The following is a 25,685-nucleotide window of genomic DNA, read 5'->3' as shown; positions in this document are numbered from 1 at the left end:
CGAGTCTCAGTCGTGACGCAGCTGGTCAGCCAGCCGCTCTAGGGCCCGGCGTGCATCGCGTTCGAGGCGCGCCAGGCTGAACAATCCACTAATCGCCAATACCATGCCGGCCATGGTCGGCAGAGTTGCCTGCCAGACCCCGGCCGCCATGCCACGCGGGTTACCGGTGCCGTTGATGGCCAGGACGTCGAACACCGCGACCATGCCACTGACCGTGCCAAGCAAGCCCAGCAGCGGATACATCGCCACCAGGGTCTTGCTCAGACGCAGCGGGCCGAGCAGGTGCTGTTGCGCCTGGGCCAACCAGGCACTGCGCACTGCGCGCTGCCAGTTACCGGTGTCGTCGCTCAGTACCTGCTGCCAGGCCTGACGGCGCTCGGCCACCCACTCCGGAAACACCCGGCGCATGTACCAGAAGCGCTCGAACACCAGGGTCCAGAACACCACGCACAGCCCGGCCAACGCCCACATCACTACGCCACCGGCGCTCATGAAGTCGAGCAAGGCATGGCCGCTGTCAACCAGGCGCAACCATAGCGCCAGCCAATCAGTCACGGCGCGGCGCCCCGGACAGGTGCAGGGCAATCAGCCCGGCGCTTTGCTGCTCAAGCAGCTGAATCAGACCCTTGCTGCGGCTGGCCAACAGGGTGTGCAGGAACAGCAGCGGAATCGCCACCACCAGGCCCAACACCGTGGTCACCAGCGCTTGCGAGATACCGTCGGCCATCAGCCGCGAATCGCCGCCACCGCCCTGGGTAATCGCCTGGAAGGTGACGATCATGCCGGTTACGGTGCCGAGCAGACCGAGCAGCGGCGCCACGGCGCTGAGCAGCTTGAGCAGGCCCTGGCCTTTTTCCAGCGGTGGGGTTTCCTGCAGGATCGCCTCGTCGAGCTTCAGCTCCAAGGTTTCCAGATCCGCCAACTGTGGCTTGGGACCCAGCACACCGATGATCCGCCCCAGCGGATTATCGCCACGCGGGGCGCTGAGGTTATGCATCTGCGCACTGACGCCACGGCCTACGCGGGTCAGGTAGACCATGCGCCAGACGGCCAGCAGCAGACCGAAGGCACCGAGTAGCAGAATCACCCAGCCGACCAGACCACCCTGCTGTACGCGATCCCACAAGCTGGGTTCACGCTGCAACTGCGCCAGCAAAGTGCCGCGGCTTGGGTCAACCGGCAGACTGGCGACTGCGTCGCTGCTGTCCAGATAATCCGCGACTTTGCCCAAACCGGACGGCTGACGCGGCGGCGCCAGCAGCTCGCCAGCATCGGCGTCATAACGCAGGAAGGCATCGGCAGCGTAGGCGGAGAACGCGCCGACGCGCAGCACATCCTGCGCATTACGCGTGCCGTCAGCAGCGACCACCGGCACTTGCAGTTGCTCAACGCGGCCGCTGGCGGTGAGGTCTTCGAGCAGCAGCATCCAGTAGCCATCGAGATCAGCGGCCGAGGGCAACGTGCGGCTTTCGGCCAGGGCCTTGAGGCGCGCCAGGCGCTCGGGGTACTGGGCATTGAGCAGGCTGTCCTGCCATTGCCCGGCGACATCACCGGCGCTCTGCCGGACCACGCCAAACAACTCGCCGAGGTGACCAGCACGCTGACTGAGGAGCTTTTCCTGTTCGGCCAGCAGGCTTTCCTGACGATCGAACTCGGCTTTCAGTTGCTCGGCTTCAGCCTTTTGCGTAGCCAGGGCACTGCGCGCAGTGGCCAGCAGCTGGGCACGCTCGCCGCGCTCGGCAATAAAGGCCTGCTCGCGGCTGTGCATGGCGCTGACTTCAGCCGCGCGCTCGCTGCGAATACGTTGCAGCAGTTGATCAGGGCTGAGCGGTTCGGCAGCGCCAGCCAGGGCGGGCAGCAGGGCCAGGGTAAACGCGAGAACGCGACGATTCATGGCTTGGCCTCCAGCGCCAGGGTCTTCACGGGCAGGTCAAGCACGGCCGGGGCCTGCTCCTGGCGGGCAATCGCAATAGCTTGGCGCAACGGGCGACGGGCGCTGCCGTCGAGCAGCTGCCAGCTGCGGGTTTGCGGGTTCCACCAGCCACTTTCATGGCCATCGAGAGTCTGGAAATACAGCATCACGCGGCCCAGACGGAGGAACTCGACGCTGCGCGACGTGCCTTCACTCGGCAGCTCACCGCGCCAGGCTTCCAGGGTGCGGCCGTAGTCGCTCTCCACCTGATAAGCCTCAAGGATGCGTCGGTATTTCTCGGCCAGGCTGACATCCGCACGCGGCAGCAAGTCCTGCAACTGGGCCAGGCGATCACTGCGTTCATCAGGCAGGAATGGCAGATCGGCGGCGATAAATTCGCCCAGCACCTCGACCATGCGGCGCATCTGTGGCGTTACCGCCTCCTGAGTGCGCTCGATGCCATCCAGCTGCTCCTGATAGCCGGTCAGCTCCTTGCGCTGCGCCGCTACCAGCTCGCGTAATTGAGCGTTATAACCTTGCAACGCTTCAGCCTGCTGCAACGCGTTGCGGTACTCGGTGAGCATCTCCCGGCTGGCGTCATCGAGTTGTTCGATGCGCGCCTGCGAGGCCTTGGCATCGGCAGCCAGTTGCTGACTTTCATCCAGCGCGGCATCCAGAGGGGTTGCCGCGAGCGGCGCACTGGCCAGAACCAGAGCGACTGCCAGCAGGCGCTTCGGCAGAGGGATCATGGGGCATTCCTTGTTAAGAGAACGTGCATAAAGAGAAGCATTATCAACTGCATCATCATCACTAAGCAACCTACACATCTCCAGCAAACACGCGAGGCAGCGCCTACGGGTGCGTCCGTAAGCCTGATTCAGGCGGGCTGCTCGAGAAAAATGCGTGTGGTGTGTCGTGCTTGGCGACAGACCTTCATCAGTTGCCTGCAATCAGGCCAGAAGAATCAGATTTGCGGGGAGGCTCGTGGATTGGCGGAAGGCCATAGATAGCGCGGCGGGACTTGATGACTGAGGGGCACAGCCAGGCGCAACGCCCGCCCCCTGCGCTGCATCCAGGCCAGGGCAAACAACAGCGCCATGCCCAAGACCATGCTGGTACAGAGTGGACAGCTAAATGATGCCAAGCCCGGCAACGCACCGGCAGCACCGGCCGACTCGCCGCCTGCACCGTCACCCGCGCAGGTCAGCGCACCTAAGCCACTGAGTTGCAAACCAGCCATCTGCCCATGGGCGATACCACAGGCGAGCAGATTGAACAGGACACAGGCATAGAGCATCCAGGCAATCAAGGCGCGGGGTTGGCGGGCAATAGTCATGGCGGCAACTCTAGGACTATGACCATTTCAACGCAAGGCTCGCCGCAGAGACAGAGACGCCCACCGAAGTCAGTCACTCTGTTTTTTCGATAGCTAACTACTTTATTGAGCTGGATCAACAGCCGCTTTTTCCGCGCCCCTAACATCGTACCCAGCCAATACGAACCGATGCTTTATGGGAGCACACCATGCGTACCTCACTGTTTACCGCCTCACTGCTGGCCCTGGCCATTGCCGCCCCCCTGGCGCACGCGCACCAGGCTGGCGACATCATCGTGCGTGCCGGCGCGATCACCGTTGACCCGCAGGAAAGCAGCAGCGACATCTGGGTTGGCGCACTCGGCACCGACGTGGCCGGCACCAAGGCGACCCTGGACAGCGACACCCAGCTGGGCCTGAACTTCGCTTATATGCTGACCCACAACATCGGCATCGAGCTGCTGGCGGCCACGCCGTTCAGCCATAACGTCGGGGTAAAAGGCATGCCCGGCGGCTTTGCCGGCCTGAACGGCAAACTCGGCGAACTCAAGCACCTACCGCCGACCCTGAGCGTGGTCTATTACCCGCTGGACGCCAGCTCGGCCTTCCAGCCCTATGTCGGCGCAGGCATCAACTACACCTGGTTCTTCGACACCAAACTGAGCAGCGAAGCGGAAGGCAAAGGCTTTAGCGGCCTGGACATGAAGGATTCCTGGGGCCTGGCGGCGCAGGTCGGCATGGACTATATGCTGACTGACAACATCATGCTCAACGCCCAGGTGCGTTATATCGACATCGAAACCACCGGCACTACCCACATCCTGGGTGACAAGGTCAACGTCGATGTGGACGTAGATCCGTTCGTTTATATGGTCGGTTTGGGCTACAAGTTCTAAGCGCCCGACAATAAAAAACCGGCCTTAATGGCCGGTTTTTTGTTGCCTAGAGAACACTCAAGACTGCGCCAGCAAGCGCCGCAAGCCTTCGCGCATCGGCGTGGCCGCAGGCAGCTGATAATGCGCCTGCAAGCGCTGGTTATCCGCCCGCGAATGGCGAATATCGCCGGCCCGTGCTGCCTGGTAATTGACCACCGGCAAACCGCCACACAGCTCACCAATCTGCGCCAGCAGCTGATTCAGGCTGACCGCCTGACTCCAGCCCACATTCACCGCACCCTCTACGACCTGCGGCGCAGTCAGCGCCTGGGTCAACAGCGCCAGCAAGTCCTCGATATAGAAGAAGTCGCGGGTCTGCTCACCATCACCGAACACGCTGATCGGCAGCCCCTGCTGGACGCGCTGGGTGAAGATGCTGATCACCCCGGAATATGGCGAGGATGGGTCCTGGCGCGGGCCAAAGATATTGAAGAAGCGAAAGATCGCCGGCGTAAGGCCATGCTGACGGCGATAGAAATCCAGGTAATGCTCACTGGCGAGCTTGTCTGCGGCATAGGGCGTCAGCGGCGCCTTGGGTGTGGTTTCATCAACCGCCAGACCTTCGCCATTATTTCCGTAGACCGCCGCACTGGAGGCGAACAGCACACGCTTGACGCCATGCAGACGCATCGCCTCACAGACATTCAGGGTGCCGACAAAATTGCTTTGGTGGGTCGCCACCGGATCATCCACCGAGGCCTGCACCGAGGCCACAGCCGCCAGGTGTGCCACCGCCGCGCACCCGACCACCGCCTGCGCCACCACGGCCGCATCGGCGACATCGCCCTGAATAAACTGCAGCCGGGGATTCTCCAGCGGCAGATTGGCCAACTTGCCCATCGACAGGTTGTCCAGCACGCGTACGTCACGGCCCTGCGCCAACAGCGCATCAACCAGGTGCGAGCCGATAAAGCCGGCACCGCCGGTAACCAGAACAGGGCGTGAATCAGACATGGCGGTAGTAACGATCCAGTAGGCTCGGCAGCCCCGAGCGCCAGGCACGCGGCTTGATGCCGAAGGTGTGGAGAATTTTCTTGCAGGACAACACCGCATGCTGCGGCTCTTCGGCGGCATCCACGCGCGCACTGTGCGCCTGCGGGCTCACCTCATCGACCAGGTTGCTGCGAAAGTTGCGCGCCTCGCTAAGCACAGCCTGTCCCAGCGCCAGCGAGGTCGTCGCCTCATGCCCGCCGTAATGGTAGGTGCCCCACAGCGGCGTCTGACAATCCAGCTGCTTGAGCACGGCGAGAATCACCCGCGCGGCATCATCGACCGGGGTCGGATTGCCGCGACGGTCATCGGCCAGCAGCAGCGGCTCATCATGCGCGGCGCGGGTCAGAAAGCGCCCAAGCAGGCCGTTGCCGCTGTCATCCAGCAACCAGCCAAAACGCAGCAGCACATGCCGTGGGCAGATCGCCCGCACGCGCTGCTCGAACCGCCACAGCGCCTGGCCACGCACTCCCAGCGGCTGCGGCTCTTCTTTCTCGGTATAGGCAGTAGCCCGCGCGCCATCAAACACACGGTAGCTGGAGGGTTGCAGCAGGCGGATCTGGTGATGCTGACAGAGCTCGGCCAGGCGCTCAACGGAACGTTCCTGGGCAGCAAAGTGCGCCTCGCTGACCGCTTCGGCCTGGAACCAGTCGAAGTAGTAGGCAAGGTTGATTAAGGCGTCGGGACGGGTGTCGTCAAGCAACTGGGTCAGGCTGGCAGGATCCCAGCCCGACTCCGGCGGTTTCGGGGCGAGGAAACCAATGTCTTCCTCGGCGCCGAGACGGATCAGGGCCTGCCCCAGCGCATTACCGCCACCCAGCAGCATCAGCCGCATACGCATGATCGAGTGCTAACTCAGCAGATCAGAACGGGATATCGTCATCGAAGCTGTCGAAATCCGCCGCTGGCTGAGGCGCTTGTTGCGGAGCCGGGCGTGGTGCCGACTGCTGTGGCTCGCGCTGCGGCGCAGGGCGCTGCTGACGTGGCGCGGAGTCGCCACCACCGGCGTTGTCCGGACGGCCGCCAAGCAGCTGCATGGTGCCCTGCATGTCGACGATGATCTCGGTGGTGTAGCGCTTAACGCCGTCTTTTTCCCACTCGCGGGTTTGCAGTTTGCCCTCGATATACACCTGCGAACCTTTGCGCAGGTACTCGCCAGCAATCTCGGCAACTTTGCCGAACAGCGACACTCGGTGCCACTCGGTTTTCTCGACCTTCTGGCCAGTCTGCTTGTCGGTCCACTGCTCGCTGGTCGCCAGGCTCAGGTTGGTGACCGCGTTGCCGCTTGGCAGGTAGCGAGTTTCCGGGTCCTGTCCGCAGGTGCCGACCAGAATGACTTTGTTAACCCCACGGGCCATAACGTTCTCCTAGGCTTTCAGCACGCCACCGGCACCGGCTCTATGAGGCGCTCGAGGGACGTGCGGTCCAATTGTTGAATATCCACTTTGATATAGATGGCGGCTTCGTCGCGCACCACTATGGCATCCGCCACTCCGGGCACAGCCTGTAAACGCTCGGCCAGCCCCGCCTCTTGCAACGCCGCAGCTGAAAGCGGCAGACGCAGGCTGGTGACATACGGCGGTTCGCGCATAGTAACAGCAAAGGCCAGCCAAAAAAGAGCCAGCACCGCGCAGCCGGCAAACACTCCCGACAGGCTGTAGTGCTGAAACAGCCAACCGCCGAGAATGCCGCCGATGGCCGCGCCGAGGAACTGACTGGTGGAATACACGCCCATCGCCGTGCCTTTGCCACCCGCCGGCGCGACCTTGCTGATCAACGACGGCAGCGAGGCCTCAAGCAGATTGAAGGCGGTAAAGAACACCACCGTGCCGAGCACCAGCGCGCGCAGGCTGGTGCCGAACCACCAGAAGAACAGCTCACAAAGCAGCAGCACCGTCACCGCGCCGAGTAGCACATGCTTCATCCGGCGTTTTTTCTCACCATAAATGATGAACGGCACCATGCCGAAGAAGCCCACCAGCAGCGCAGTCAGATAGACCCACCAGTGCTCTTCCTTGGCCAGGCCACCCTGCTCCACCAGCGCCAGCGGCAAAGCGATAAAGCTGGCCATCAGAATCGCGTGCAACACCAGAATGCCGAAATCCAGACGCAGTAGATCCGCGTGCTTGAGCGTCGGCAGCAGCGCCTGCTTGCTCACGCCGGACTCGCGGTGCTGCAACGGCCCGGCCGAGCCCGGCACCAGCCCAGCGACGATAACGATACCGAGCAGGGCCATGGCGGCGGTGGCGAGAAACAGCCCGGACAGACCAAAGGCACGGGTCAGCAACGGGCCAACCACCATCGCCACGGCAAACGACAGACCGATGCTCATGCCGATCATGGCCATGGCCTTGGTGCGGTGCTGCTCACGGGTCAGGTCTGACAGCAGCGCCATGACTGCCGCCGAAATCGCCCCGGCGCCTTGTAGGACGCGCCCGGCAATTACCCCATAGATCGAATCGGCATTGGCCGCCAGCAGGCTACCGGCGGCAAAGATCAGCAGGCCGACATAAATCACCGGCCGCCGACCGATGCGGTCACTGAGCATGCCGAAGGGAATCTGCAGAAACGCCTGGGTCAGCCCATAGGCCCCAATGGCCAGGCCGATCAGTGCCGGCGTGCTGCCCTGCAACTCCATGCCATAGGTCGCCAACACCGGCAGCACCATAAACATGCCGAGCATACGGAACGCGAACACCAACGCCAGGCCACCGGCCGCGCGGGTTTCACTGCCGCTCATGCGCTCGTTGTGCGGATCGTGCATGGAAAACGCTCTGGGAAAATAGGCGGCGATTCTAGCAGCACCAATGAGTACGGCACAGCAGTGACGCTTTGCCGCGCCCGCCTCCCGAGCCGTATACTCGGTGGTTTTCCGCCCGCCATGCGAGGCCGTTGTTTGTGGACAAGATTCTGATCCGGGGTGCGCGCACCCATAACCTGAAAAACATCGACCTGACCCTGCCACGCGACAAGCTGATCGTGATCACCGGCCTGTCCGGCTCCGGTAAGTCGTCACTGGCCTTCGACACCCTCTACGCCGAGGGCCAGCGCCGCTATGTCGAGTCGCTGTCGGCCTACGCCCGGCAGTTTTTGTCGATGATGGAAAAGCCCGATGTCGACACCATCGAAGGCCTGTCGCCGGCGATCTCCATCGAGCAGAAATCCACCTCGCACAACCCGCGCTCCACCGTCGGCACCATCACCGAAATCTACGACTACCTACGTTTGCTGTACGCCCGCGCCGGTATTCCACGCTGCCCGGACCACGACCTGCCCCTAGAAGCGCAGACTGTCAGCCAGATGGTCGATCAGGTACTCGCCCTACCCGAAGGCAGCAAGCTGATGCTGCTGGCGCCAGTAATTCGCGAACGCAAAGGCGAACACCTGGCGATCTTTGATGAGCTGCGCGCCCAGGGTTTTGTCCGCGTACGGGTCAACGGCAAGATTTATGAGCTGGACGAACTGCCCAAGCTCGACAAGCAGAAGAAGCACAGCATTGATGCCGTGGTCGACCGCTTCAAGGCGCGCGGCGATCTGCAGCAGCGCCTGGCCGAATCCTTCGAGACCGCGCTGAAGCTGGCCGACGGCCTGGCGCTGATCGCGCCGATGGAGGGAGAAGAAGGCGAAGAGATCATCTTCTCCGCTCGTTTCGCCTGCCCGGTGTGCGGCCACTCGATCAGCGAGCTGGAACCCAAGCTGTTCTCCTTCAACAACCCGGCCGGTGCCTGCCCGACCTGCGATGGCCTGGGCGTAAAACAATTTTTCGACACCAAGCGCCTGGTCAATGGCGAGCTGACCCTGGCCGAGGGCGCGATTCGCGGCTGGGATCGGCGCAACGTCTATTACTTCCAGATGCTTGGCTCATTGGCCGCGCATTACGGTTTCAGCCTGGAAGTGCCGTTCGACGAACTCAGCGCCGAACACCAAAAGTGCATCCTATTCGGCAGCGGCACGCAGAACGTCGACTTCAAGTACCTCAATGATCGCGGCGACATCGTCAAGCGCTCGCACCCCTTCGAGGGCATCGTGCCGAACCTGGAGCGGCGCTACCGCGAAACCGAATCCACCAGCGTGCGCGAGGAGCTGGCCAAGTTTCTCAGCACCCAGGCCTGCCAGGATTGCCGCGGCACCCGCCTGCGCCGTGAGGCGCGGCACGTCTGGGTTGGCGAGAAGACCCTGCCGGCAGTCAGCGGCATGCCGATTGGCGACGCCACCGAGTATTTCGGCAGCCTGGCGTTGCCGGGACGACGCGGCGAAATCGCCGAGAAGATCCTCAAGGAAATCCGTGAGCGCCTGCAGTTTCTGGTCAACGTCGGTCTGGATTACCTGACCCTCGACCGCAGTGCCGACACATTATCCGGCGGCGAGGCCCAGCGTATTCGCCTGGCCAGCCAGATCGGCGCCGGCCTGGTCGGGGTGATGTATATCCTCGACGAACCAAGCATCGGCCTGCACCAACGCGACAACGAGCGCCTGCTCGGCACCCTGCGCCACCTGCGCGATATCGGTAACACGGTGATCGTGGTTGAGCATGACGAAGACGCCATTCGCATGGCCGACTACGTGGTCGACATCGGCCCCGGTGCCGGCGTGCATGGTGGGCAGATCGTCGCCCAAGGCACCGCCGCCGAAGTCATGGCCCACCCAGACTCGCTGACCGGTAAATACCTGTCCGGGCGCGTGAAGATCAAAGTGCCGGCCAAGCGCACGTCACGGGACAAGAAGCTCTCCCTGAAGATCAAAGGCGCGCGCGGCAACAACCTGCGCAATGTCGACCTGGATATTCCGATTGGCCTGCTCACCTGCGTCACTGGCGTGTCCGGCTCGGGCAAATCGACGCTGATCAACAACACCCTGTTCCCACTCAGCGCCACCGCACTGAATGGCGCCACCACCCTGGAAGCAGCGGCGCACGACAGCATCGACGGCCTGCAGCACCTGGATAAAGTGGTCGACATCGACCAGAGCCCGATTGGCCGCACACCGCGCTCCAACCCGGCAACCTACACCGGTTTGTTCACACCGATCCGCGAACTGTTCGCCGGCGTGCCGGAATCGCGCTCACGCGGTTACGGCCCGGGGCGCTTTAGTTTCAACGTCAAAGGCGGACGCTGTGAGGCCTGCCAGGGCGATGGCCTGATCAAGGTGGAAATGCACTTTCTGCCGGACATCTACGTGCCCTGCGACGTGTGCAAGAGCAAGCGCTATAACCGTGAAACCCTGGAAGTGAAATACAAGGGCAAGAGCATCACCGAAGTGCTCGACATGACCATCGAGGAAGCGCGGGTGTTCTTCGATGCCGTACCGGCCCTGGCGCGCAAGCTGCAGACGCTGATGGATGTCGGCCTGTCCTACATCAAGCTGGGGCAGAGCGCGACGACGCTGTCCGGCGGCGAGGCGCAGCGGGTCAAGCTGAGCCGCGAGCTGAGCAAGCGCGACACTGGCAAGACCCTGTATATCCTCGACGAGCCGACCACCGGCCTGCACTTCGCCGATATCCAGCAACTGCTCGACGTACTGCACCGCCTGCGCGACCACGGCAACACTGTGGTGGTGATCGAGCACAACCTGGACGTGATCAAGACTGCCGACTGGCTGGTGGATCTCGGCCCGGAAGGCGGCTCCAAGGGCGGTCAAATCATCGCTGTCGGTACGCCAGAAGAAGTCGCCGAGATGCCGCAGTCGCACACCGGCTACTTCCTCAAGCCGCTGCTGGAGCGTGATCGCGACTAGACGTGCGCACAAGAAAAAGCCCCGCACATGCGGGGCTTTTTTTGGACGACTAAACGCTTACATCTGCGTCTGCAGATAGTTCTGCAGACCAATCCGCTCGATCAACCCAAGCTGAACCTCCAGCCAATAGGCGTGATCTTCTTCAGTGTCCTTGAGTTGCACCAGCAAGATGTCGCGAGTCTGGTAATCCTGATACTGCTCGCACAGCGCGATGCCTTTGCTCAGGGCCGCGCGCACGTGATATTCCAGCGCCAGGTCAAGCTTAAGCATCTCCGGCACGCTCTGGCCGAAGCTGAAGCTGTCAGGAACCATGTCCGGCGTACCCTCAAGAAACAGAATGCGCTTGAGGATGGCATCAGCATGCTGCGTCTCCTCTTCCATTTCATGGTTGATCCGCTCGTACAGCTTGCTGAAACCCCAATCCTCATACAGACGCGAATGCACGAAGTACTGATCACGAGCAGCCAGCTCGCCCTTGAGCAGCATTTTCAGGTAATCGATGACTTCTATGTGGCCTTTCATTGGGTAGTTCCTTAGCAAGCGACAAACAAGGATTAATGCTGGCCGCACGCGGCCTATGGGTCAAGCGCGATGCATACGCCGATAGCGCGAGAGCAAAGCACGGTAGATCGCAGCCATAAAAAAACCGGGCCAAGGCCCGGTTTCTTATACAACCTACGACTTACTCAGCGTCTACAGCTGCACCAGCGACCGGACGGTCAACCAGCTCAACATAAGCCATTGGAGCATTGTCGCCAGTGCGGAAACCGCACTTGAGGATACGCAGATAACCGCCCTGACGGGTGGCGTAGCGCTTGCCCAGGTCGTTGAACAGCTTGCCGACGATGGCTTTCGAGCGAGTACGGTCGAAGGCCAGACGACGATTGGCAACGCTGTCTTCTTTAGCCAGAGTAATCAGCGGCTCGGCAACGCGACGCAGCTCTTTGGCTTTCGGCAGAGTAGTTTTGATCAGCTCGTGCTCGAACAGCGATACCGCCATGTTCTGGAACATGGCCTTGCGGTGTGCGCTGGTGCGGCTAAGGTGACGGCCACTTTTACGATGACGCATGGTTCAATTCCTTACCAAACTCACGTTCGGTGATGATGACGATCAGGCAGTCGCCTTATCGTCTTTCTTCAGACTTGCCGGCGGCCAGTTGTCGAGGCGCATACCGAGGGACAGACCGCGAGAAGCCAGAACATCCTTGATTTCAGTCAGGGATTTCTTGCCCAGGTTCGGCGTTTTCAACAGTTCTACTTCGGTGCGCTGAATCAGATCGCCGATGTAGTAAATGTTCTCTGCCTTGAGGCAGTTAGCCGAACGCACAGTCAGTTCCAGGTCATCAACCGGACGGAGGAGGATCGGATCGATCTCATCTTCCTGCTCGATAACAACAGGCTCGCTGTCACCTTTGAGGTCGACGAACGCAGCCAACTGCTGTTGCAGAATGGTTGCAGCGCGGCGAATAGCCTCTTCAGGGTCCAGAGTACCGTTGGTCTCCAGGTCAATAACCAGCTTGTCCAGGTTAGTACGCTGCTCAACACGAGCGTTTTCCACCACGTACGACACACGGCGTACCGGGCTGAACGAAGCATCCAGCTGCAAGCGACCAATGCTGCGGCTTTCATCTTCATCGCTCTGACGAGCATCAGCCGGCTCATAGCCGCGACCACGAGCTATGGTGAGCTTCATGTTCAGCGCGCCAGTGGAAGCCAGGTTGGCGATTACGTGGTCGCCATTGACGATTTCGACATCGTGATCCAGCTGAATATCGGCAGCGGTAACTACGCCCGAGCCCTTCTTCGCCAGAGTCAACGTCACTTCGTCACGACCGTGCAGTTTGACAGCCAGACCTTTCAGGTTGAGCAGGATTTCAATGACGTCTTCCTGAACACCTTCGATGGCGCTGTACTCATGGAGTACACCGTCAATCTCGGCCTCGACTACTGCACAGCCAGGCATGGAGGACAACAGGATGCGACGCAGCGCGTTGCCCAGGGTATGGCCAAAGCCACGCTCGAGAGGCTCGAGAGTGATCTTGGCGCGGGTCGAACTGACCACCTGCACATCAATGTGACGGGGGGTCAGGAACTCATTTACCGAAATCTGCATGGATGCACCTATTTTCTAGCCCTTACTTGGAGTAGAGCTCGACAATCAGGCTTTCGTTGATGTCAGCGGAGAGATCACTGCGCGCCGGGACGTTTTTGAACACGCCAGACTTCTTCTCAGTGTCTACTTCTACCCATTCAACGCGGCCACGCTGGGCACACAGCTCAAGAGCTTGAACAATGCGCAGCTGATTCTTCGATTTCTCGCGGACTGCAACCACGTCGCCAGCTTTAACCTGGTAGGACGGTACGTTGACAGTTTTACCGTTTACGCTGATCGACTTGTGCGATACCAGCTGACGGGATTCAGCGCGGGTAGCGCCGTAGCCCATGCGGTAAACCACGTTATCCAGACGGCATTCGAGCAGTTGCAGCAGGTTCTCACCAGTAGCGCCTTTCTTGCCGGCAGCTTCTTTGTAATAACCGCTGAATTGACGCTCAAGCACACCGTAGATACGACGAACTTTTTGCTTCTCACGCAGCTGGGTGCCGTAGTCGGACTGACGGCCACGGCGCTGACCGTGAATACCTGGGGCTGCTTCGATGTTGCACTTCGATTCCAGAGCGCGTACACCGCTTTTCAGGAAAAGATCTGTGCCTTCACGACGAGACAGTTTGCATTTGGGACCAATGTAACGAGCCATTTCTCACTGTCTCCTGATTACACGCGACGCTTCTTCGAAGGACGGCACCCGTTATGCGGGATGGGCGTCACATCGGTGATGCTGGCGATCTTATAGCCACAGCCGTTCAATGCACGGACAGCGGACTCACGACCCGGACCTGGACCCTTGACGTTAACGTCGAGGTTCTTCAGACCGTATTCCAGCGCAGCTTGACCAGCACGTTCTGCAGCCACCTGGGCGGCGAACGGGGTGCTTTTACGCGAGCCGCGGAAACCCGAACCACCAGAGGTAGCCCAGGACAGGGCGTTGCCCTGACGGTCAGTAATGGTCACGATTGTGTTGTTGAAAGAGGCGTGGATGTGGGCGATGCCATCAACCACCGTCTTTTTGACTTTCTTACGAGTACGAGCAGCAGGTTTTGCCATGACTAGATTCCTGTCGATGCGCGAATGCGATTACTTGCGGATCGGCTTACGCGGGCCCTTACGGGTACGCGCGTTGGTCTTGGTACGCTGACCGCGAACCGGCAGACCACGACGATGACGCAGGCCGCGGTAGCAACCCAGGTCCATCAAGCGCTTGATTTTCATGTTCACTTCACGACGCAGGTCGCCTTCGGTATTCACCTTGGCTACTTCGCCACGCAGCTGCTCGATCTGCTCGTCAGAGAGATCTTTGATCTTTGCAGCCGGATTAACGCCGGCGGCAGCACAGACTTTCTGTGCAGTTGTGCGACCAACACCATAGATGTAGGTCAACGAGATAACAGTGTGCTTGTTATCCGGAATGTTAACGCCTGCAATACGGGCCATTCAGTGTAACTCCAATTGACAGCTACCTACGCCCCGGAAGCCAAGAAATAGGGCGCGAGATATTAACGCTGTAAAAACAAATAATCAACCCGGCAGCGCACTAGCTGCCGGGCTTGTAACTTCACTCACACTCAGCCTTGGCGCTGTTTGTGACGCGGTTCCGAGCTGCAAATCACGCGAACAACACCTTCGCGACGGATAATCTTGCAGTTACGGCACAGCTTTTTCACCGATGCACGAACTTTCATCACCAACTCCTCGAACCTTATGGACTTCAGCGCAGCATGCCGCTGCCGTAGCCCTTCAGGTTGGCTTTCTTCATCAGGGATTCGTACTGGTGCGAAACGAGGTGCGATTGTACTTGCGACATAAAGTCCATCACAACCACTACCACGATCAGCAACGAGGTCCCGCCAAGATAGAACGGTACGTTGGCAGCCACCACCAGGAACTGGGGCAACAAGCATACGGCCGTCATGTACAGAGCACCGAACATGGTCAAGCGAGTCAACACGCCATCGATATAGCGCGCCGATTGCTCACCGGGACGGATACCCGGAATAAAGGCACCGGACTTCTTCAGGTTCTCCGCTACGTCTTTCGGGTTGAACATCAGCGCTGTATAGAAGAAGCAGAAGAAAACGATCCCTGCACTAAACAGCAAAATGTTCAACGGCTGACCAGGAGCGATAGCCTGTGAAATATCCTGCAGCCAGCCCATACCTTCAGACTGACCAAACCAGGCACCCAGCGAAGCCGGGAATAACAGAAGGCTGCTGGCGAAAATAGCCGGGATAACCCCTGCCATGTTCACCTTCAACGGTAAGTGGCTGGTCTGCGCCGCGAAGACCTTGCGGCCCTGCTGACGCTTGGCGTAGTGCACCGCAATGCGACGCTGACCACGCTCAATGAACACCACGAAACCGATAATCGCTACTGCCAGCAAACCGATGGCGATCAGGGCAAAGATATTGATATCACCCTGGCGAGCAGACTCGAAAGACTGCCCAATCGCCGACGGCAGACCGGCTACGATGCCTGCAAAGATCAGCATCGAAATACCGTTGCCAACACCACGCTCGGTGATTTGCTCGCCCAGCCACATCATAAACATCGCACCCGCCACAAACGTGGTGACTGCAACGAAGTGGAAGCCGAAATCAACCGAAAACGCTACGCCCTGACTGGCCAGACCAACGGACATGCCGATGGCTTGGACAAATGCCAGGACGAGGGTGCCGTAGCGGGTGTACTGGCTAATCTTGCGACGGCCAGCTTCACCTTCCTTCTTCAACTGTTCCAGCTGCGGACTGACAGCGGTCATGAGCTGCATGATGATCGACGCCGAAATGTACGGCATGATCCCCAGTGCAAAAATGCTCATCCGCTCCAGCGCGCCGCCGGAAAACATGTTGAACAAGCTAAGAATGGTCCCCTCATTCTGTCGAAACAGGTCCGCCAGCCGGTCCGGGTTGATGCCTGGAACTGGGATGTGTGCACCTATCCGATAGACGATGATCGCCATGAACAGAAAGCGCAAACGAGCCCAGAGTTCGGACAACCCGCCATTGCTGAGCGCTGAGAGAGCACCTTGCTTAGCCATTTATTCCTCGAACTTACCGCCAGCTGCTTCGATAGCCGCGCGCGCACCTTTGGTGACGGCGATACCTTTAAGGGTGACTGCCTGAGTAACTTCACCGCTCAGCATGACTTTCACACGCTGTACGTTTTGGTTGATCAGGTTGGCATCCTTCAGCGACTGCAGAGTAACAATGCCGCCTTCGATTTTATTCAGCTCGGAAGTACGCACTTGTGCGCGGTCCATAGCCTTCAAAGAAACGAAACCGAACTTAGGCAGACGGCGGTGCAGAGGCTGCTGGCCGCCTTCGAAACCCGGAGCAATGGTGCCACCGGAGCGGGAGGTTTGACCTTTGTGGCCGCGGCCACCAGTCTTACCCAAACCGCTACCGATACCACGGCCCGGACGGTGCTTCTCGCGACGGGAACCCGGCGCAGGACTCAAATCGTTCAGGTACATGTATTAACCCTCGACTCGCAGCATGTAGTAAGCCTTGTTGATCATCCCGCGATTCTCGGGAGTATCCAGCACTTCTACGGTGTGACCGATGCGACGCAGACCCAGACCCTTAACGCAGAGTTTATGGTTGGGGATACGGCCGGTCATGCTTTTGATCAGCGTGACTTTTACGGTATTAGCCATGATTAGAGAATCTCCTCGACGCTCTTGCCACGCTTGGCCGCAACAGAACCTGGCGACTGCATAGCTTTCAAACCTTTGAAAGTGGCGTACACCACGTTCACTGGGTTAGTCGAGCCGTAGCACTTAGCCAGAACGTTCTGCACGCCAGCCACTTCCAGAACGGCACGCATAGCGCCGCCGGCGATGATGCCGGTACCTTCAGAAGCAGGCTGCATGTACACCTTGGAGGCGCCATGAGCAGACTTCATTGCGTACTGCAGAGTGGTGCCGTTCAGATCAACCTGGATCATGTTGCGACGAGCAGCTTCCATCGCTTTCTGGATGGCAGCAGGCACTTCACGGGATTTGCCACGGCCGAAACCGACGCGACCCTTACCATCACCCACCACGGTCAACGCGGTGAAAGTGAAGATACGGCCACCCTTAACGGTCTTGGCAACGCGGTTAACCTGTACCAGCTTCTCGATATAGCCTTCGTCGCGCTTTTGGTCGTTATTTGCCATAACTTAGAACTCCAGCCCGCCTTCACGAGCAGCATCAGCCAGCGCCTTGACGCGGCCGTGGTACTTGAAGCCAGAACGGTCGAATGCAACCTGAGTTACACCAGCGGCTTTCGCACGCTCGGCAACCAGCTCGCCAACTTTCTTGGCCGCGTCGACGTTGCCAGTGGCGCCGTCACGCAGTGCTTTGTCCAAGGTAGAGGCGCTGGCCAGAACCTTGCTGCCGTCGGCCGAAATGACCTGGGCATAGATGTGCTGCGAAGAGCGATACACGCAGAGACGCACGGCTTCGAGCTCGTGCATTTTCAGGCGTGCTTTGCGAGCGCGACGCAGTCGAGTAACTTTTTTGTCGGTCATTTGCTATGCCCTACTTCTTCTTGGCTTCTTTACGGCGGACGACTTCGTCAGCGTAACGAACACCTTTGCCCTTATAAGGTTCAGGACGACGGAAGTCACGAATCTCCGCAGCGACCTGACCAACCAGTTGTTTGTCGACACCCTTGATCAGGATCTCGGTCTGGTTCGGGGTTTCAGCAACTACACCGTCCGGCAACTCATAGTCGATCGGATGGGAGAAGCCGAGAGCGAGGTTCAGCACCTGACCTTTGGCTTGCGCTTTGTAACCAACACCAACCAGCTGCAGCTTACGCTCGAAGCCAGTGCTAACACCGATCACCATATTGTTGACCAGGGCGCGAGTGGTACCGGCCATTGCACGAGTCTGCTGATCACCATTGCGAGCAGCGAAACGCAACTCACCGGCTTCTTGCAGAACTTCAACGGACGAGTGAACGTTCAGTTCGAGAGTGCCCTTGGCACCCTTTACCGAAAGCTGTTGGCCGGCGAGTTTGATCTCAACACCAGCGGGCAGCTTTACGGGGTTCTTAGCAACGCGAGACATGCTTATCCCCCCTTAGAACACTGTGCAAAGCACTTCGCCGCCGACACCGGCAGCGCGCGCAGCGCGGTCCGTCATCACACCCTTGTTGGTGGAGACGATGGATACACCGAGACCGCCACGAACTTTCGGCAGATCATCGACGGATTTGTATTGGCGAAGGCCTGGACGGCTAACGCGCTTAACTTCTTCGATGACCGGACGGCCTTCGAAGTATTTCAGCTCGATGGACAGCTGCGGCTTAACTTCACCGCTGATCTGATAACCCGCAATATAACCTTCGTCTTTCAAAACTTTGGCTACAGCCACCTTCAACGTGGAAGACGGCATGCTTACGACGGACTTTTCAGCCATCTGGGCATTACGGATACGAGTTAGCATGTCCGCTAACGGGTCCTGCATACTCATGGGCTAGACGCTCCTGATACAAAAAGAATTAGCCTTGCGGCTACAGTCGCTGAGAATTCTGAGAAAAATTGAACCCAGGCTCAGGCGAGCCGAGCATTCTAGAGACTGATCAAAAATGAATCAAGCCCCAAAGGGGCCTGATTCACAGATAAGACAAAGCCGGCACTAGGCCGGCTTTGTTTTTTACCAGCTGGCTTTAACCAGACCTGGTACATCACCACGCATTGCAGCTTCACGCAGCTTGATACGCGACAGACCGAACTTGCGATAAACGCCGTGCGGACGACCGGTAATGCGGCAGCGATTACGCAGACGCGAAGCGCTGGCGTCACGCGGCTGCTTCTGCAGTGCAACTTGAGCTTCCCAACGCGCTTCTGGACTGGCGTTCAGATCGGCGATGGTAGCTTTCAGCTCGGCACGCTTCTTAGCGTACTTGGCTACCGTTTGCTGACGCTTCAGCTCGCGGTTTTTCATGCTGGTTTTGGCCATGATCCAACTCCAATCAGTTGCGGAACGGGAATTTGAAAGCACGCAGCAAGGCGCGACCTTCATCATCCGTACGGGCAGTGGTGGTCAGGGTAATGTCCAGACCACGCAGAGCATCGATCTTGTCGTAGTCGATTTCCGGGAAGATGATCTGCTCTTTAACGCCCATGCTGTAGTTGCCACGACCATCGAAGGACTTGGCATTCAGGCCGCGGAAGTCACGCACGCGCGGCAGGGAGATAGACAGCAGACGATCCAGGAACTCGTACATACGCTCACGGCGCAGAGTGACTTTAACGCCGATCGGCCAGCCCTCACGAACCTTGAAGCCTGCAATCGACTTACGGGCATGAGTCACAACGACTTTCTGACCGGTAATCTTTTCCAGGTCGGCAACAGCGTGCTCGATGATTTTCTTGTCACCGATTGCTTCGCCTAGGCCCATATTCAGGGTGATCTTGGTGATGCGCGGAACTTCCATCACGTTATCAAGCTTAAGTTCTTCCTTAAGCTTGGGAGCGATTTCTTTCCGGTAAATCTCTTTTAGTCGTGCCATGGTCTTCTACCTAGCAGTGTTCAAGCATCAACCGCTTTTTGGGTCGACTTGAAGACACGAATTTTTTTACCTTCTTCTACTTTAAAACCAACGCGGTCAGCCTTGTTGGTTTCGCCATTGAAGATGGCCACGTTAGAAGCGTGCAATGGCGCTTCTTTCTCGACGATACCGCCCTGAACGCCCGACATCGGGTTCGGCTTGGTATGGCGCTTCACCAGGTTGATCCCACCAACGACCAAACGGTCGTCAGCGAGAACCTTGAGCACCTTGCCACGCTTACCTTTGTCTTTACCGGCGATCACGATGATCTCGTCGTCACGACGAATCTTTTGCATGTCGGATCTCCTTAGAGCACTTCAGGGGCGAGCGAGACGATCTTCATGAACTTCTCAGTACGAAGTTCACGAGTCACTGGCCCAAAAATACGAGTGCCAATTGGCTCTTGCTTGTTGTTCAGCAGAACAGCAGCGTTGCCATCAAAGCGAATGATCGAGCCATCAGGGCGACGAACGCCGTGACGAGTGCGGACTACAACAGCAGTCATCACTTGGCCTTTTTTCACTTTACCGCGCGGAATTGCTTCCTTAACGGTGACTTTGATGATGTCGCCGATGCCAGCATAACGGCGGTGCGAACCGCCCAGCACCTTGATACACATAACGCGACGAGCACCGCTGTTGTCAGCGACGTCGAGCATGGATTGAGTCTGAATCATATAATTTCTCCGACCCTTAGCCCTTAGACGTCCACTGCGCGTTCGAGGATCTCAACCAGCGCCCAAGACTTGGTCTTGGCAACGGGACGAGTTTCGCGAATGGAAACTTTGTCACCGATCTTGCTCTGGTTGGTTTCGTCGTGTGCGTGCAGCTTGGTCGAACGCTTGACATATTTGCCGTAGATCGGGTGCTTAACGCGACGCTCGATCAATACGGTGATGGTCTTGTCCATCTTGTCGCTGACGACACGGCCGGTCAGCGTACGGACTGTTTTTTCGGCTTCAGCCATGATCACTTACCTGCCTGCTGGTTGAGCACAGTTTTCACACGAGCGATGTCGCGCTTAACTTGCGAGAGCAGGTGAGACTGCCCCAACTGGCCAGTTGCTTTCTGCATACGCAGATTGAACTGGTCGCGCAGCAGGCCGAGCAGTTGCTCGTTCAGCTGCTGTGCTGATTTTTCACGAAGTTCATTCGCCTTCATCACATCACCGTCCGCTTAACAAAAGTGGTGGCGAGCGGCAGCTTTGCAGCTGCCAGGGCAAAAGCCTCACGCGCCAACTCTTCGGAAACGCCTTCGATCTCGTACAGGACTTTGCCTGGCTGGATCTGGGCTACCCAATATTCAACGCTACCCTTCCCTTTACCCATCCGCACTTCAAGAGGCTTCTTGGAGATCGGCTTGTCCGGGAAGACGCGAATCCAGATTTTCCCGCCACGCTTAACGTGACGAGTCAGAGCACGACGAGCGGACTCAATCTGACGGGCGGTGAGACGACCACGGGCAACAGACTTCAGAGCAAATTCGCCGAAGCTGACTTTGCTACCGCGCTGAGCCAGACCACGGTTGTGGCCGGTCATCTGCTTACGGAACTTCGTACGCTTTGGTTGCAACATTTTGCGTACTCCTTACTTAGCAGCTTTTTTACGAGGCGCAGGCGCTTGGGGTTTCAGCTCTTCTTTAAGGCCACCAATTACTTCGCCTTTGAAGATCCAAACCTTGACACCGATCACACCGTAAGTGGTGTGCGCTTCGTACGTGGCATAGTCGATATCGGCACGCAGGGTGTGCAACGGCACACGACCTTCGCGATACCATTCGGTACGTGCAATTTCAGCACCGCCGAGACGACCGCTCACTTGGATTTTGATGCCCTTGGCACCAATGCGCATGGCGTTCTGTACAGCGCGTTTCATAGCGCGACGGAACATCACACGACGCTCCAGCTGCTGAGCTACGCTCTGCGCAACCAGCATACCGTCGAGCTCCGGCTTACGGATCTCTTCGATATTGATGTGCACAGGCACACCCATTTGCTTGGTCAGGTCCTGACGCAGTTTCTCAACATCTTCACCTTTCTTACCGATAACGATACCGGGACGAGCAGTGTGGATGGTGATACGTGCAGTTTGAGCCGGACGAGCAATGTCGATACGGCTTACGGACGCGCTTTTTAGTTTGTCTTGGAGATACTCACGCACCTTCAGATCAGCGAACAAATAGTCCGCATAAGTCCGACCGCTGGCGTACCAGACGGAGGTGTGCTCCTTGACGATTCCCAGGCGAATGCCAATGGGATGTACTTTCTGACCCATCTGATCGACTCCGTTACTTGTCCGCAACCTTGACAGTGATATGGCAAGACCGCTTGACGATGCGATCAGCGCGGCCTTTGGCACGCGGCATGATGCGCTTCAGCGAACGCCCTTCGTTGACGAAAACGGTGCTGACCTTCAAGTCATCAACGTCTGCGCCTTCGTTGTGCTCGGCGTTGGCTACAGCCGACTCCAGCACTTTCTTGATGATCTCGGCGGCTTTCTTACTGCTGAAAGCCAGGAGGTTGAGCGCTTCGCCCACCTTCTTCCCACGAATCTGGTCGGCGACCAAGCGGGCTTTTTGGGCGGAGATGCGAGCGCCCGACAACTTAGCGGCTACTTCCATTTCCTAACCCCTTAACGCTTGGCTTTCTTGTCAGCCACGTGCCCACGATAGGTACGAGTGCCGGCAAATTCGCCCAGTTTGTGACCGACCATGTCTTCGTTCACGAGAACTGGGACATGTTGACGACCGTTATGTACAGCGATGGTCAGACCGACCATTTGTGGCAGGATCATCGAACGGCGCGACCAGGTTTTCACCGGCTTGCGATCGTTCTTTTCCACCGCCACTTCGATCTTCTTCAGTAGGTGAAGATCAATAAAAGGACCTTTTTTCAGAGAACGTGGCACTGTCGTATCCCTCTATTTACTTGCGACGACGGACGATCATGTTGTCGGTGCGTTTGTTACCACGAGTCTTCGCGCCCTTCGTCGGGAAGCCCCATGGAGACACCGGATGACGACCACCAGAGGTACGACCTTCACCACCACCATGTGGGTGGTCAACCGGGTTCATGGCAACACCACGAACGGTTGGGCGAACGCCACGCCAGCGTTTGGCACCCGCTTTACCCAGCGAACGCAGGCTGTGCTCGGAGTTCGAGACTTCGCCCAGGGTCGCACGGCACTCAGCCAATACTTTACGCATCTCACCGGAACGCAGACGCAGGGTCACGTAGACACCTTCACGCGCAATCAGCTGAGCCGAAGCACCAGCGGAACGAGCGATCTGAGCACCTTTACCCGGCTTCAGTTCGATACCGTGAACAGTGCTACCAACTGGAATGTTGCGCAGTTGCAGACTGTTGCCCGGCTTGATCGGAGCCATGATGCCAGCTACCAGCTGATCGCCAGCACTCACGCCTTTAGGGGCGATGATGTAGCGACGCTCGCCGTCTGCATACATCAGCAGAGCGATGTGTGCGGTACGGTTCGGATCGTATTCAATACGCTCGACAGTGGCTGGAATGCCATCTTTGTCGTTGCGACGGAAATCGACCAGACGGTAATGCTGCTTGTGGCCACCACCGATATGACGGGTGGTGATACGACCATTGTTGTTACGACCGCCAGTCTTCGACTTCTTCTCAAGCAGCGGAGCGTAAGGAGCGCCTTTATGCAGCTCCTGATTGACCACCTTGACCACAAAACGGCGGCCAGGGGAAGTCGGTTTGCATTTAACGATTGCCATGATGCACCCCTTCCTTACTCAGCACTGCTGGCGAAATCGAGATCTTGGCCTGGCTGAAGCGAAATGATCGCTTTCTTCCAGTCGTTACGCTTGCCCAGGCCGCGAGCATTGCGCTTGGTCTTACCGAGAACATTCACGGTATTAACAGCAGCAACATTCACGCTGAACAGGCTTTCGACGGCCTTCTTGATTTCCAGCTTGGTTGCATCAGTTGCAACCTTGAAAACGAACTGACTTTTCTTGTCAGCGAGAACCGTGGCCTTCTCGGAGATGTGCGGGCCAAGCAGCACTTTAAATACGCGTTCCTGGTTCATCCCAGCAGCTCCTCGAATTTCTTCACGGCAGAAACGGTGACCAGCACCTTTTCATACGCGATCAGACTAACTGGATCGGAACCCTGCACGTCACGAACATCAACGTGTGGCAGGTTGCGAGCAGCCAGGTACAGATTCTCATCAATAGCATCGGACACGATCAGCACATCGGTCAGACCCATGCCATTCAACTTGCCCAACAGTTCTTTGGTCTTCGGAGCTTCAACGCTGAAGTCTTCGACGACGATCAAACGATCAGTACGAACCAGCTCGGCAAGAATCGAACGCAATGCAGCGCGATACATTTTCTTGTTCAGCTTTTGATCGTGATTCTGCGGACGAGCCGCGAAGGTCACACCACCGCCACGCCAGATCGGACCACGAGTGGTACCTGCACGAGCACGGCCAGTACCCTTCTGACGCCAAGGGCGCTTACCGCCACCGGATACGTCGGAACGAGTCTTCTGCTGCTTGCTGCCCTGACGGCCGCCGGCCATGTAGGCCACAACTGCTTGGTGAACCAGGGTCTCGTTGTATGCGCCGCCAAAAGTGGCTTCGGATACTTCGATTGCTTGAGCGCCATTTACATTTAATTGCATGTCAGCTTCCCCTTAACCGCGAGCCTTGGCCGCTGGACGTACAACCAGGTTGCCGCCAGTAGCGCCAGGAACAGCACCCTTGACCAGCAACAGATTGCGTTCAGCGTCAACCCGCACTACTTCCAGGGACTGCACGGTCACGCGCTCAGCGCCCATATGACCGGACATTTTTTTGCCCTTGAATACGCGACCCGGAGTCTGGCACTGGCCAATGGAGCCCGGAACACGGTGGGACACGGAGTTACCGTGAGTGTTGTCTTGGCCGCGGAAGTTCCAACGCTTGATGGTACCGGCAAAGCCTTTACCTTTGGACTGACCGGTGACATCCACCAGTTGACCAGCTTGGAATATTTCAGCGTTGATCAGATCGCCTGCCTGGTACTCGCCCTCTTCAAGACGGAATTCCATAACAGTGCGGCCTGCCGCGACATTCGCCTTAGCGAAGTGACCGGCTTGCGCCTTGCTGACACGAGAAGCGCGACGCTCGCCGACAGTGACTTGCACTGCACGATAGCCATCGGACTCTTCAGTTTTGAACTGAGTGACGCGATTCGGCTCGATCTCAATGACCGTAACCGGAATGGAGACACCTTCTTCGGTGAAAATACGGGTCATACCCGCCTTTCGACCGACTACACCAATAGTCATGTTGTAACCTCATGAGTGTACGGGGCTTTCACCCGCTATGGCCGCCCATTTCAGAGCGTTACACGACTAAAACCTAAAGCGGTCTTAGCCGAGGCTGATCTGCACTTCCACACCAGCCGCAAGATCAAGCTTCATCAGCGCGTCAACGGTTTTATCCGTTGGCTGGACGATGTCCAGAACACGCTTATGAGTACGGATCTCGAACTGATCACGCGCGTCTTTGTTGACGTGTGGCGAGGTCAGTACGGTGAACCGCTCTTTGCGGGTAGGCAGAGGAATAGGACCACGCACCTGAGCACCAGTACGTTTCGCGGTTTCCACGATTTCCTGGGTTGATTGATCGATCAGGCGATGGTCAAAAGCCTTCAACCGAATACGGATTTGTTGGTTTTGCATTTTGACCTCAGATTCCAAGCTGCTATTCCCAACGGACGCAATACGCCCGTTAAAAGGAGGCGTGATTCTATAGACGCCCCTAGCAGGTGTCAACCCAATAAAAAAGCCCCCGCAAGCGGGGGCTTTTTCTTAAACCATCACTTACGCGATGATTTTGGCTACGACGCCGGCGCCGACGGTACGGCCGCCTTCACGAATGGCGAAACGCAGACCTTCTTCCATTGCGATGGTCTTGATCAGAGTGACAGTCATCTGAATGTTGTCACCTGGCATTACCATCTCAACGCCTTCCGGCAGCTCGCAGTTACCCGTTACGTCAGTAGTACGGAAGTAGAACTGAGGACGGTAGCCTTTGAAGAACGGAGTGTGACGACCGCCTTCTTCTTTGCTCAACACATACACTTCTGCAGTGAAAGTGGTGTGCGGCTTGACCGAACCT

Annotated in this window: 39 protein-coding genes and 1 pseudogene; 2 read left to right on the top strand and 38 right to left on the bottom strand. The window is 58.2% G+C overall.

From position 1 onward, the window contains the following. Window positions 1–6: 6 nt before the first annotated feature. The 4 genes from Q8M42_RS05970 to Q8M42_RS05955 form a co-directional block, all read right to left on the bottom strand. Window positions 7–555, bottom strand: coding sequence for a MotA/TolQ/ExbB proton channel family protein (locus Q8M42_RS05970; protein WP_257777825.1), 549 nt, complete (start codon window positions 553–555; stop codon window positions 7–9). Next, complete coding sequence (locus Q8M42_RS05965) at window positions 548–1,894, bottom strand: MotA/TolQ/ExbB proton channel family protein (protein ID WP_304868086.1); 1,347 nt, start codon at window positions 1,892–1,894, stop codon at window positions 548–550. Before Q8M42_RS05965 ends, Q8M42_RS05970 begins: the two co-directional genes overlap by 8 nt. Next, a complete protein-coding gene (locus Q8M42_RS05960) occupies window positions 1,891–2,661 on the bottom strand; it encodes a DUF3450 domain-containing protein (protein WP_304868084.1) in 771 nt (256 codons plus the stop codon). The genes Q8M42_RS05965 and Q8M42_RS05960 overlap by 4 nt, the downstream gene beginning before the upstream one ends. A gap of 215 nt (window positions 2,662–2,876) precedes the next feature. Then, entirely contained in the window at window positions 2,877–3,248 is a 372-nt protein-coding gene (locus Q8M42_RS05955; RefSeq protein WP_304868083.1) for a DUF2946 family protein, read from the bottom strand. Between the two features lie 188 nt (window positions 3,249–3,436). On the opposite strand from Q8M42_RS05955, the gene Q8M42_RS05950 reads away from it, so the two are divergent. Then, window positions 3,437–4,123, top strand: coding sequence for an OmpW family protein (locus Q8M42_RS05950; protein ID WP_304868081.1), 687 nt, complete (start codon window positions 3,437–3,439; stop codon window positions 4,121–4,123). Between the two features lie 57 nt (window positions 4,124–4,180). On the opposite strand, the gene Q8M42_RS05945 is transcribed toward Q8M42_RS05950, so the two are convergent. Genes Q8M42_RS05945 through Q8M42_RS05930 form a run of 4 tightly spaced genes read right to left on the bottom strand, consistent with a single transcriptional unit; the run spans window position 4,181 to window position 7,916 of the window. Beyond that, window positions 4,181–5,116: an NAD-dependent epimerase/dehydratase family protein gene (locus tag Q8M42_RS05945; RefSeq protein WP_304868079.1), complete on the bottom strand. Its 936-nt coding sequence runs from the start codon at window positions 5,114–5,116 to the stop codon at window positions 4,181–4,183. Continuing rightward, on the bottom strand, window positions 5,109–5,993 hold the full coding sequence (locus tag Q8M42_RS05940) for a sugar nucleotide-binding protein (protein WP_304868077.1): 885 nt from the start codon (window positions 5,991–5,993) through the stop codon (window positions 5,109–5,111). Before Q8M42_RS05940 ends, Q8M42_RS05945 begins: the two co-directional genes overlap by 8 nt. Before the next feature lie 22 nt (window positions 5,994–6,015). Continuing rightward, window positions 6,016–6,510, bottom strand: a complete 495-nt coding sequence (locus Q8M42_RS05935) for a single-stranded DNA-binding protein (protein ID WP_275962031.1) — start codon at window positions 6,508–6,510, stop codon at window positions 6,016–6,018. Between the two features lie 17 nt (window positions 6,511–6,527). Next, window positions 6,528–7,916: an MFS transporter gene (locus Q8M42_RS05930; RefSeq protein ID WP_304868075.1), complete on the bottom strand. Its 1,389-nt coding sequence runs from the start codon at window positions 7,914–7,916 to the stop codon at window positions 6,528–6,530. A gap of 134 nt (window positions 7,917–8,050) precedes the next feature. Between Q8M42_RS05930 and uvrA the strand changes: the two genes are divergently transcribed. Further along, a complete protein-coding gene (uvrA, locus tag Q8M42_RS05925) occupies window positions 8,051–10,885 on the top strand; it encodes an excinuclease ABC subunit UvrA (protein ID WP_305283685.1) in 2,835 nt (944 codons plus the stop codon). Between the two features lie 57 nt (window positions 10,886–10,942). On the opposite strand, the gene bfr is transcribed toward uvrA, so the two are convergent. From bfr to Q8M42_RS05775, 30 genes and pseudogenes are all read right to left on the bottom strand, one after another. Beyond that, window positions 10,943–11,407 (bottom strand): bacterioferritin, encoded by a 465-nt coding sequence (gene bfr / locus Q8M42_RS05920; RefSeq protein WP_304868071.1) that lies wholly within the window; start codon window positions 11,405–11,407, stop codon window positions 10,943–10,945. A 160-nt stretch (window positions 11,408–11,567) separates the two neighbouring features. Further along, window positions 11,568–11,954, bottom strand: a complete 387-nt coding sequence (gene rplQ, locus Q8M42_RS05915) for a 50S ribosomal protein L17 (RefSeq protein ID WP_069519894.1) — start codon at window positions 11,952–11,954, stop codon at window positions 11,568–11,570. Window positions 11,955–11,996: 42 nt separating this feature from the next. Then, complete coding sequence (gene rpoA / locus Q8M42_RS05910) at window positions 11,997–12,998, bottom strand: DNA-directed RNA polymerase subunit alpha (RefSeq protein ID WP_090255780.1); 1,002 nt, start codon at window positions 12,996–12,998, stop codon at window positions 11,997–11,999. Window positions 12,999–13,020: 22 nt separating this feature from the next. After that, a complete protein-coding gene (gene rpsD / locus Q8M42_RS05905) occupies window positions 13,021–13,641 on the bottom strand; it encodes a 30S ribosomal protein S4 (RefSeq protein ID WP_160016246.1) in 621 nt (206 codons plus the stop codon). A 17-nt stretch (window positions 13,642–13,658) separates the two neighbouring features. Next, window positions 13,659–14,048 carry a 30S ribosomal protein S11 gene (gene rpsK, locus Q8M42_RS05900; protein WP_013789773.1) on the bottom strand — a complete coding sequence of 130 codons (390 nt, stop codon included), beginning with the start codon at window positions 14,046–14,048 and terminating at the stop codon, window positions 13,659–13,661. A gap of 30 nt (window positions 14,049–14,078) precedes the next feature. After that, the gene (rpsM, locus tag Q8M42_RS05895) at window positions 14,079–14,435 is read right to left on the bottom strand and encodes a 30S ribosomal protein S13 (protein WP_090377333.1); all 357 of its coding nucleotides are present in this window, start codon (window positions 14,433–14,435) and stop codon (window positions 14,079–14,081) included. Between the two features lie 131 nt (window positions 14,436–14,566). Beyond that, a complete protein-coding gene (gene rpmJ / locus Q8M42_RS05890) occupies window positions 14,567–14,683 on the bottom strand; it encodes a 50S ribosomal protein L36 (RefSeq protein WP_046788135.1) in 117 nt (38 codons plus the stop codon). 26 nt (window positions 14,684–14,709) lie between these two features. Next, window positions 14,710–16,038, bottom strand: coding sequence for a preprotein translocase subunit SecY (gene secY, locus Q8M42_RS05885; protein WP_296218083.1), 1,329 nt, complete (start codon window positions 16,036–16,038; stop codon window positions 14,710–14,712). Then, the gene (gene rplO / locus Q8M42_RS05880; RefSeq protein ID WP_090243121.1) at window positions 16,039–16,473 is read right to left on the bottom strand and encodes a 50S ribosomal protein L15; all 435 of its coding nucleotides are present in this window, start codon (window positions 16,471–16,473) and stop codon (window positions 16,039–16,041) included. A gap of 3 nt (window positions 16,474–16,476) precedes the next feature. Beyond that, window positions 16,477–16,656, bottom strand: a complete 180-nt coding sequence (rpmD, locus tag Q8M42_RS05875; protein ID WP_079204534.1) for a 50S ribosomal protein L30 — start codon at window positions 16,654–16,656, stop codon at window positions 16,477–16,479. A gap of 2 nt (window positions 16,657–16,658) precedes the next feature. Continuing rightward, window positions 16,659–17,159 carry a 30S ribosomal protein S5 gene (gene rpsE / locus Q8M42_RS05870; protein ID WP_090255789.1) on the bottom strand — a complete coding sequence of 167 codons (501 nt, stop codon included), beginning with the start codon at window positions 17,157–17,159 and terminating at the stop codon, window positions 16,659–16,661. A gap of 3 nt (window positions 17,160–17,162) precedes the next feature. Beyond that, on the bottom strand, window positions 17,163–17,513 hold the full coding sequence (rplR, locus tag Q8M42_RS05865; RefSeq protein ID WP_003293038.1) for a 50S ribosomal protein L18: 351 nt from the start codon (window positions 17,511–17,513) through the stop codon (window positions 17,163–17,165). Between the two features lie 10 nt (window positions 17,514–17,523). Further along, window positions 17,524–18,057, bottom strand: coding sequence for a 50S ribosomal protein L6 (gene rplF / locus Q8M42_RS05860; RefSeq protein WP_160089362.1), 534 nt, complete (start codon window positions 18,055–18,057; stop codon window positions 17,524–17,526). A 12-nt stretch (window positions 18,058–18,069) separates the two neighbouring features. Continuing rightward, complete coding sequence (rpsH, locus tag Q8M42_RS05855) at window positions 18,070–18,462, bottom strand: 30S ribosomal protein S8 (protein WP_069519903.1); 393 nt, start codon at window positions 18,460–18,462, stop codon at window positions 18,070–18,072. Window positions 18,463–18,645: 183 nt separating this feature from the next. Beyond that, on the bottom strand, window positions 18,646–18,951 hold the full coding sequence (gene rpsN / locus Q8M42_RS05850; RefSeq protein WP_090243102.1) for a 30S ribosomal protein S14: 306 nt from the start codon (window positions 18,949–18,951) through the stop codon (window positions 18,646–18,648). A 13-nt stretch (window positions 18,952–18,964) separates the two neighbouring features. Further along, window positions 18,965–19,504 carry a 50S ribosomal protein L5 gene (rplE, locus tag Q8M42_RS05845; RefSeq protein WP_275962040.1) on the bottom strand — a complete coding sequence of 180 codons (540 nt, stop codon included), beginning with the start codon at window positions 19,502–19,504 and terminating at the stop codon, window positions 18,965–18,967. 20 nt (window positions 19,505–19,524) lie between these two features. After that, complete coding sequence (gene rplX, locus Q8M42_RS05840; RefSeq protein WP_008374158.1) at window positions 19,525–19,839, bottom strand: 50S ribosomal protein L24; 315 nt, start codon at window positions 19,837–19,839, stop codon at window positions 19,525–19,527. A gap of 11 nt (window positions 19,840–19,850) precedes the next feature. Continuing rightward, window positions 19,851–20,219, bottom strand: a complete 369-nt coding sequence (rplN, locus tag Q8M42_RS05835) for a 50S ribosomal protein L14 (RefSeq protein WP_003281831.1) — start codon at window positions 20,217–20,219, stop codon at window positions 19,851–19,853. A 23-nt stretch (window positions 20,220–20,242) separates the two neighbouring features. Beyond that, complete coding sequence (rpsQ, locus tag Q8M42_RS05830; RefSeq protein WP_090255823.1) at window positions 20,243–20,509, bottom strand: 30S ribosomal protein S17; 267 nt, start codon at window positions 20,507–20,509, stop codon at window positions 20,243–20,245. Between the two features lie 2 nt (window positions 20,510–20,511). Continuing rightward, window positions 20,512–20,703: a 50S ribosomal protein L29 gene (gene rpmC / locus Q8M42_RS05825; protein ID WP_002555481.1), complete on the bottom strand. Its 192-nt coding sequence runs from the start codon at window positions 20,701–20,703 to the stop codon at window positions 20,512–20,514. Then, the gene (gene rplP, locus Q8M42_RS05820) at window positions 20,703–21,116 is read right to left on the bottom strand and encodes a 50S ribosomal protein L16 (protein ID WP_090255798.1); all 414 of its coding nucleotides are present in this window, start codon (window positions 21,114–21,116) and stop codon (window positions 20,703–20,705) included. The genes rpmC and rplP overlap by 1 nt, the downstream gene beginning before the upstream one ends. Window positions 21,117–21,128: 12 nt before the next feature. Beyond that, window positions 21,129–21,815, bottom strand: coding sequence for a 30S ribosomal protein S3 (gene rpsC, locus Q8M42_RS05815; protein ID WP_069519907.1), 687 nt, complete (start codon window positions 21,813–21,815; stop codon window positions 21,129–21,131). A gap of 13 nt (window positions 21,816–21,828) precedes the next feature. Beyond that, window positions 21,829–22,161, bottom strand: coding sequence for a 50S ribosomal protein L22 (rplV, locus tag Q8M42_RS05810; RefSeq protein ID WP_003210077.1), 333 nt, complete (start codon window positions 22,159–22,161; stop codon window positions 21,829–21,831). A gap of 11 nt (window positions 22,162–22,172) precedes the next feature. Then, window positions 22,173–22,448 (bottom strand): 30S ribosomal protein S19, encoded by a 276-nt coding sequence (gene rpsS, locus Q8M42_RS05805; RefSeq protein ID WP_010486981.1) that lies wholly within the window; start codon window positions 22,446–22,448, stop codon window positions 22,173–22,175. 16 nt (window positions 22,449–22,464) lie between these two features. Then, window positions 22,465–23,289 (bottom strand): 50S ribosomal protein L2, encoded by an 825-nt coding sequence (rplB, locus tag Q8M42_RS05800; protein WP_090255801.1) that lies wholly within the window; start codon window positions 23,287–23,289, stop codon window positions 22,465–22,467. Window positions 23,290–23,303: 14 nt separating this feature from the next. After that, window positions 23,304–23,603, bottom strand: a complete 300-nt coding sequence (gene rplW, locus Q8M42_RS05795) for a 50S ribosomal protein L23 (RefSeq protein ID WP_160089364.1) — start codon at window positions 23,601–23,603, stop codon at window positions 23,304–23,306. Continuing rightward, window positions 23,600–24,202, bottom strand: a complete 603-nt coding sequence (gene rplD, locus Q8M42_RS05790; RefSeq protein ID WP_090255805.1) for a 50S ribosomal protein L4 — start codon at window positions 24,200–24,202, stop codon at window positions 23,600–23,602. The genes rplW and rplD overlap by 4 nt, the downstream gene beginning before the upstream one ends. A gap of 12 nt (window positions 24,203–24,214) precedes the next feature. After that, window positions 24,215–24,850 carry a 50S ribosomal protein L3 gene (gene rplC / locus Q8M42_RS05785; protein ID WP_090255807.1) on the bottom strand — a complete coding sequence of 212 codons (636 nt, stop codon included), beginning with the start codon at window positions 24,848–24,850 and terminating at the stop codon, window positions 24,215–24,217. A gap of 84 nt (window positions 24,851–24,934) precedes the next feature. Then, on the bottom strand, window positions 24,935–25,246 hold the full coding sequence (rpsJ, locus tag Q8M42_RS05780) for a 30S ribosomal protein S10 (protein ID WP_010486970.1): 312 nt from the start codon (window positions 25,244–25,246) through the stop codon (window positions 24,935–24,937). Window positions 25,247–25,387: 141 nt separating this feature from the next. Continuing rightward, window positions 25,388–25,685 (bottom strand): annotated as a pseudogene (locus tag Q8M42_RS05775) (elongation factor Tu); the annotation flags it as partial.

Origin of the sequence: Pseudomonas sp. (assembly GCF_030684895.1) — a bacterium.
In the GTDB taxonomy this organism is placed as follows: Bacteria; Pseudomonadota; Gammaproteobacteria; order Pseudomonadales; family Pseudomonadaceae; genus Aquipseudomonas.
The sequence above is the reverse complement of the archived record's forward strand: the minus strand, read 5'-3'. Positions and strand labels throughout refer to the sequence as shown.

Bases quoted from the DNA above. Each gene is read 5' to 3' on its own strand.
- Q8M42_RS05965 (WP_304868086.1), bottom strand. From the start codon at position 1,894: ATGAATCGTCGCGTTCTCGCGTTTACCCTGGCCCTGCTGCCCGCCCTG.
- Q8M42_RS05960 (WP_304868084.1), bottom strand. From the start codon at position 2,661: ATGATCCCTCTGCCGAAGCGCCTGCTGGCAGTCGCTCTGGTTCTGGCC.
- Q8M42_RS05955 (WP_304868083.1), bottom strand. From the start codon at position 3,248: ATGACTATTGCCCGCCAACCCCGCGCCTTGATTGCCTGGATGCTCTAT.
- Q8M42_RS05950 (WP_304868081.1), top strand. From the start codon at position 3,437: ATGCGTACCTCACTGTTTACCGCCTCACTGCTGGCCCTGGCCATTGCC.
- Q8M42_RS05945 (WP_304868079.1), bottom strand. From the start codon at position 5,116: ATGTCTGATTCACGCCCTGTTCTGGTTACCGGCGGTGCCGGCTTTATC.
- Q8M42_RS05940 (WP_304868077.1), bottom strand. From the start codon at position 5,993: ATGCGTATGCGGCTGATGCTGCTGGGTGGCGGTAATGCGCTGGGGCAG.
- Q8M42_RS05935 (WP_275962031.1), bottom strand. From the start codon at position 6,510: ATGGCCCGTGGGGTTAACAAAGTCATTCTGGTCGGCACCTGCGGACAG.
- Q8M42_RS05930 (WP_304868075.1), bottom strand. From the start codon at position 7,916: ATGCACGATCCGCACAACGAGCGCATGAGCGGCAGTGAAACCCGCGCG.
- bfr (WP_304868071.1), bottom strand. From the start codon at position 11,407: ATGAAAGGCCACATAGAAGTCATCGATTACCTGAAAATGCTGCTCAAG.
- rplQ (WP_069519894.1), bottom strand. From the start codon at position 11,954: ATGCGTCATCGTAAAAGTGGCCGTCACCTTAGCCGCACCAGCGCACAC.
- rpoA (WP_090255780.1), bottom strand. From the start codon at position 12,998: ATGCAGATTTCGGTAAATGAGTTCCTGACCCCCCGTCACATTGATGTG.
- rpsD (WP_160016246.1), bottom strand. From the start codon at position 13,641: ATGGCTCGTTACATTGGTCCCAAATGCAAACTGTCTCGTCGTGAAGGC.
- rpsK (WP_013789773.1), bottom strand. From the start codon at position 14,048: ATGGCAAAACCTGCTGCTCGTACTCGTAAGAAAGTCAAAAAGACGGTG.
- rpsM (WP_090377333.1), bottom strand. From the start codon at position 14,435: ATGGCCCGTATTGCAGGCGTTAACATTCCGGATAACAAGCACACTGTT.
- rpmJ (WP_046788135.1), bottom strand. From the start codon at position 14,683: ATGAAAGTTCGTGCATCGGTGAAAAAGCTGTGCCGTAACTGCAAGATT.
- secY (WP_296218083.1), bottom strand. From the start codon at position 16,038: ATGGCTAAGCAAGGTGCTCTCTCAGCGCTCAGCAATGGCGGGTTGTCC.
- rplO (WP_090243121.1), bottom strand. From the start codon at position 16,473: ATGTACCTGAACGATTTGAGTCCTGCGCCGGGTTCCCGTCGCGAGAAG.
- rpmD (WP_079204534.1), bottom strand. From the start codon at position 16,656: ATGGCTAATACCGTAAAAGTCACGCTGATCAAAAGCATGACCGGCCGT.
- rpsE (WP_090255789.1), bottom strand. From the start codon at position 17,159: ATGGCAAATAACGACCAAAAGCGCGACGAAGGCTATATCGAGAAGCTG.
- rplR (WP_003293038.1), bottom strand. From the start codon at position 17,513: ATGACCGACAAAAAAGTTACTCGACTGCGTCGCGCTCGCAAAGCACGC.
- rplF (WP_160089362.1), bottom strand. From the start codon at position 18,057: ATGTCTCGCGTTGCTAAGAACCCCGTAAAGCTGCCCGCTGGTGTTGAG.
- rpsH (WP_069519903.1), bottom strand. From the start codon at position 18,462: ATGAGTATGCAGGACCCGTTAGCGGACATGCTAACTCGTATCCGTAAT.
- rpsN (WP_090243102.1), bottom strand. From the start codon at position 18,951: ATGGCCAAAACCAGCATGAAAAACCGCGAGCTGAAGCGTCAGCAAACG.
- rplE (WP_275962040.1), bottom strand. From the start codon at position 19,504: ATGGCACGACTAAAAGAGATTTACCGGAAAGAAATCGCTCCCAAGCTT.
- rplX (WP_008374158.1), bottom strand. From the start codon at position 19,839: ATGCAAAAGATTCGTCGTGACGACGAGATCATCGTGATCGCCGGTAAA.
- rplN (WP_003281831.1), bottom strand. From the start codon at position 20,219: ATGATTCAGACTCAATCCATGCTCGACGTCGCTGACAACAGCGGTGCT.
- rpsQ (WP_090255823.1), bottom strand. From the start codon at position 20,509: ATGGCTGAAGCCGAAAAAACAGTCCGTACGCTGACCGGCCGTGTCGTC.
- rpmC (WP_002555481.1), bottom strand. From the start codon at position 20,703: ATGAAGGCGAATGAACTTCGTGAAAAATCAGCACAGCAGCTGAACGAG.
- rplP (WP_090255798.1), bottom strand. From the start codon at position 21,116: ATGTTGCAACCAAAGCGTACGAAGTTCCGTAAGCAGATGACCGGCCAC.
- rpsC (WP_069519907.1), bottom strand. From the start codon at position 21,815: ATGGGTCAGAAAGTACATCCCATTGGCATTCGCCTGGGAATCGTCAAG.
- rplV (WP_003210077.1), bottom strand. From the start codon at position 22,161: ATGGAAGTAGCCGCTAAGTTGTCGGGCGCTCGCATCTCCGCCCAAAAA.
- rplB (WP_090255801.1), bottom strand. From the start codon at position 23,289: ATGGCAATCGTTAAATGCAAACCGACTTCCCCTGGCCGCCGTTTTGTG.
- rplW (WP_160089364.1), bottom strand. From the start codon at position 23,603: ATGAACCAGGAACGCGTATTTAAAGTGCTGCTTGGCCCGCACATCTCC.
- rplD (WP_090255805.1), bottom strand. From the start codon at position 24,202: ATGCAATTAAATGTAAATGGCGCTCAAGCAATCGAAGTATCCGAAGCC.
- rplC (WP_090255807.1), bottom strand. From the start codon at position 24,850: ATGACTATTGGTGTAGTCGGTCGAAAGGCGGGTATGACCCGTATTTTC.
- rpsJ (WP_010486970.1), bottom strand. From the start codon at position 25,246: ATGCAAAACCAACAAATCCGTATTCGGTTGAAGGCTTTTGACCATCGC.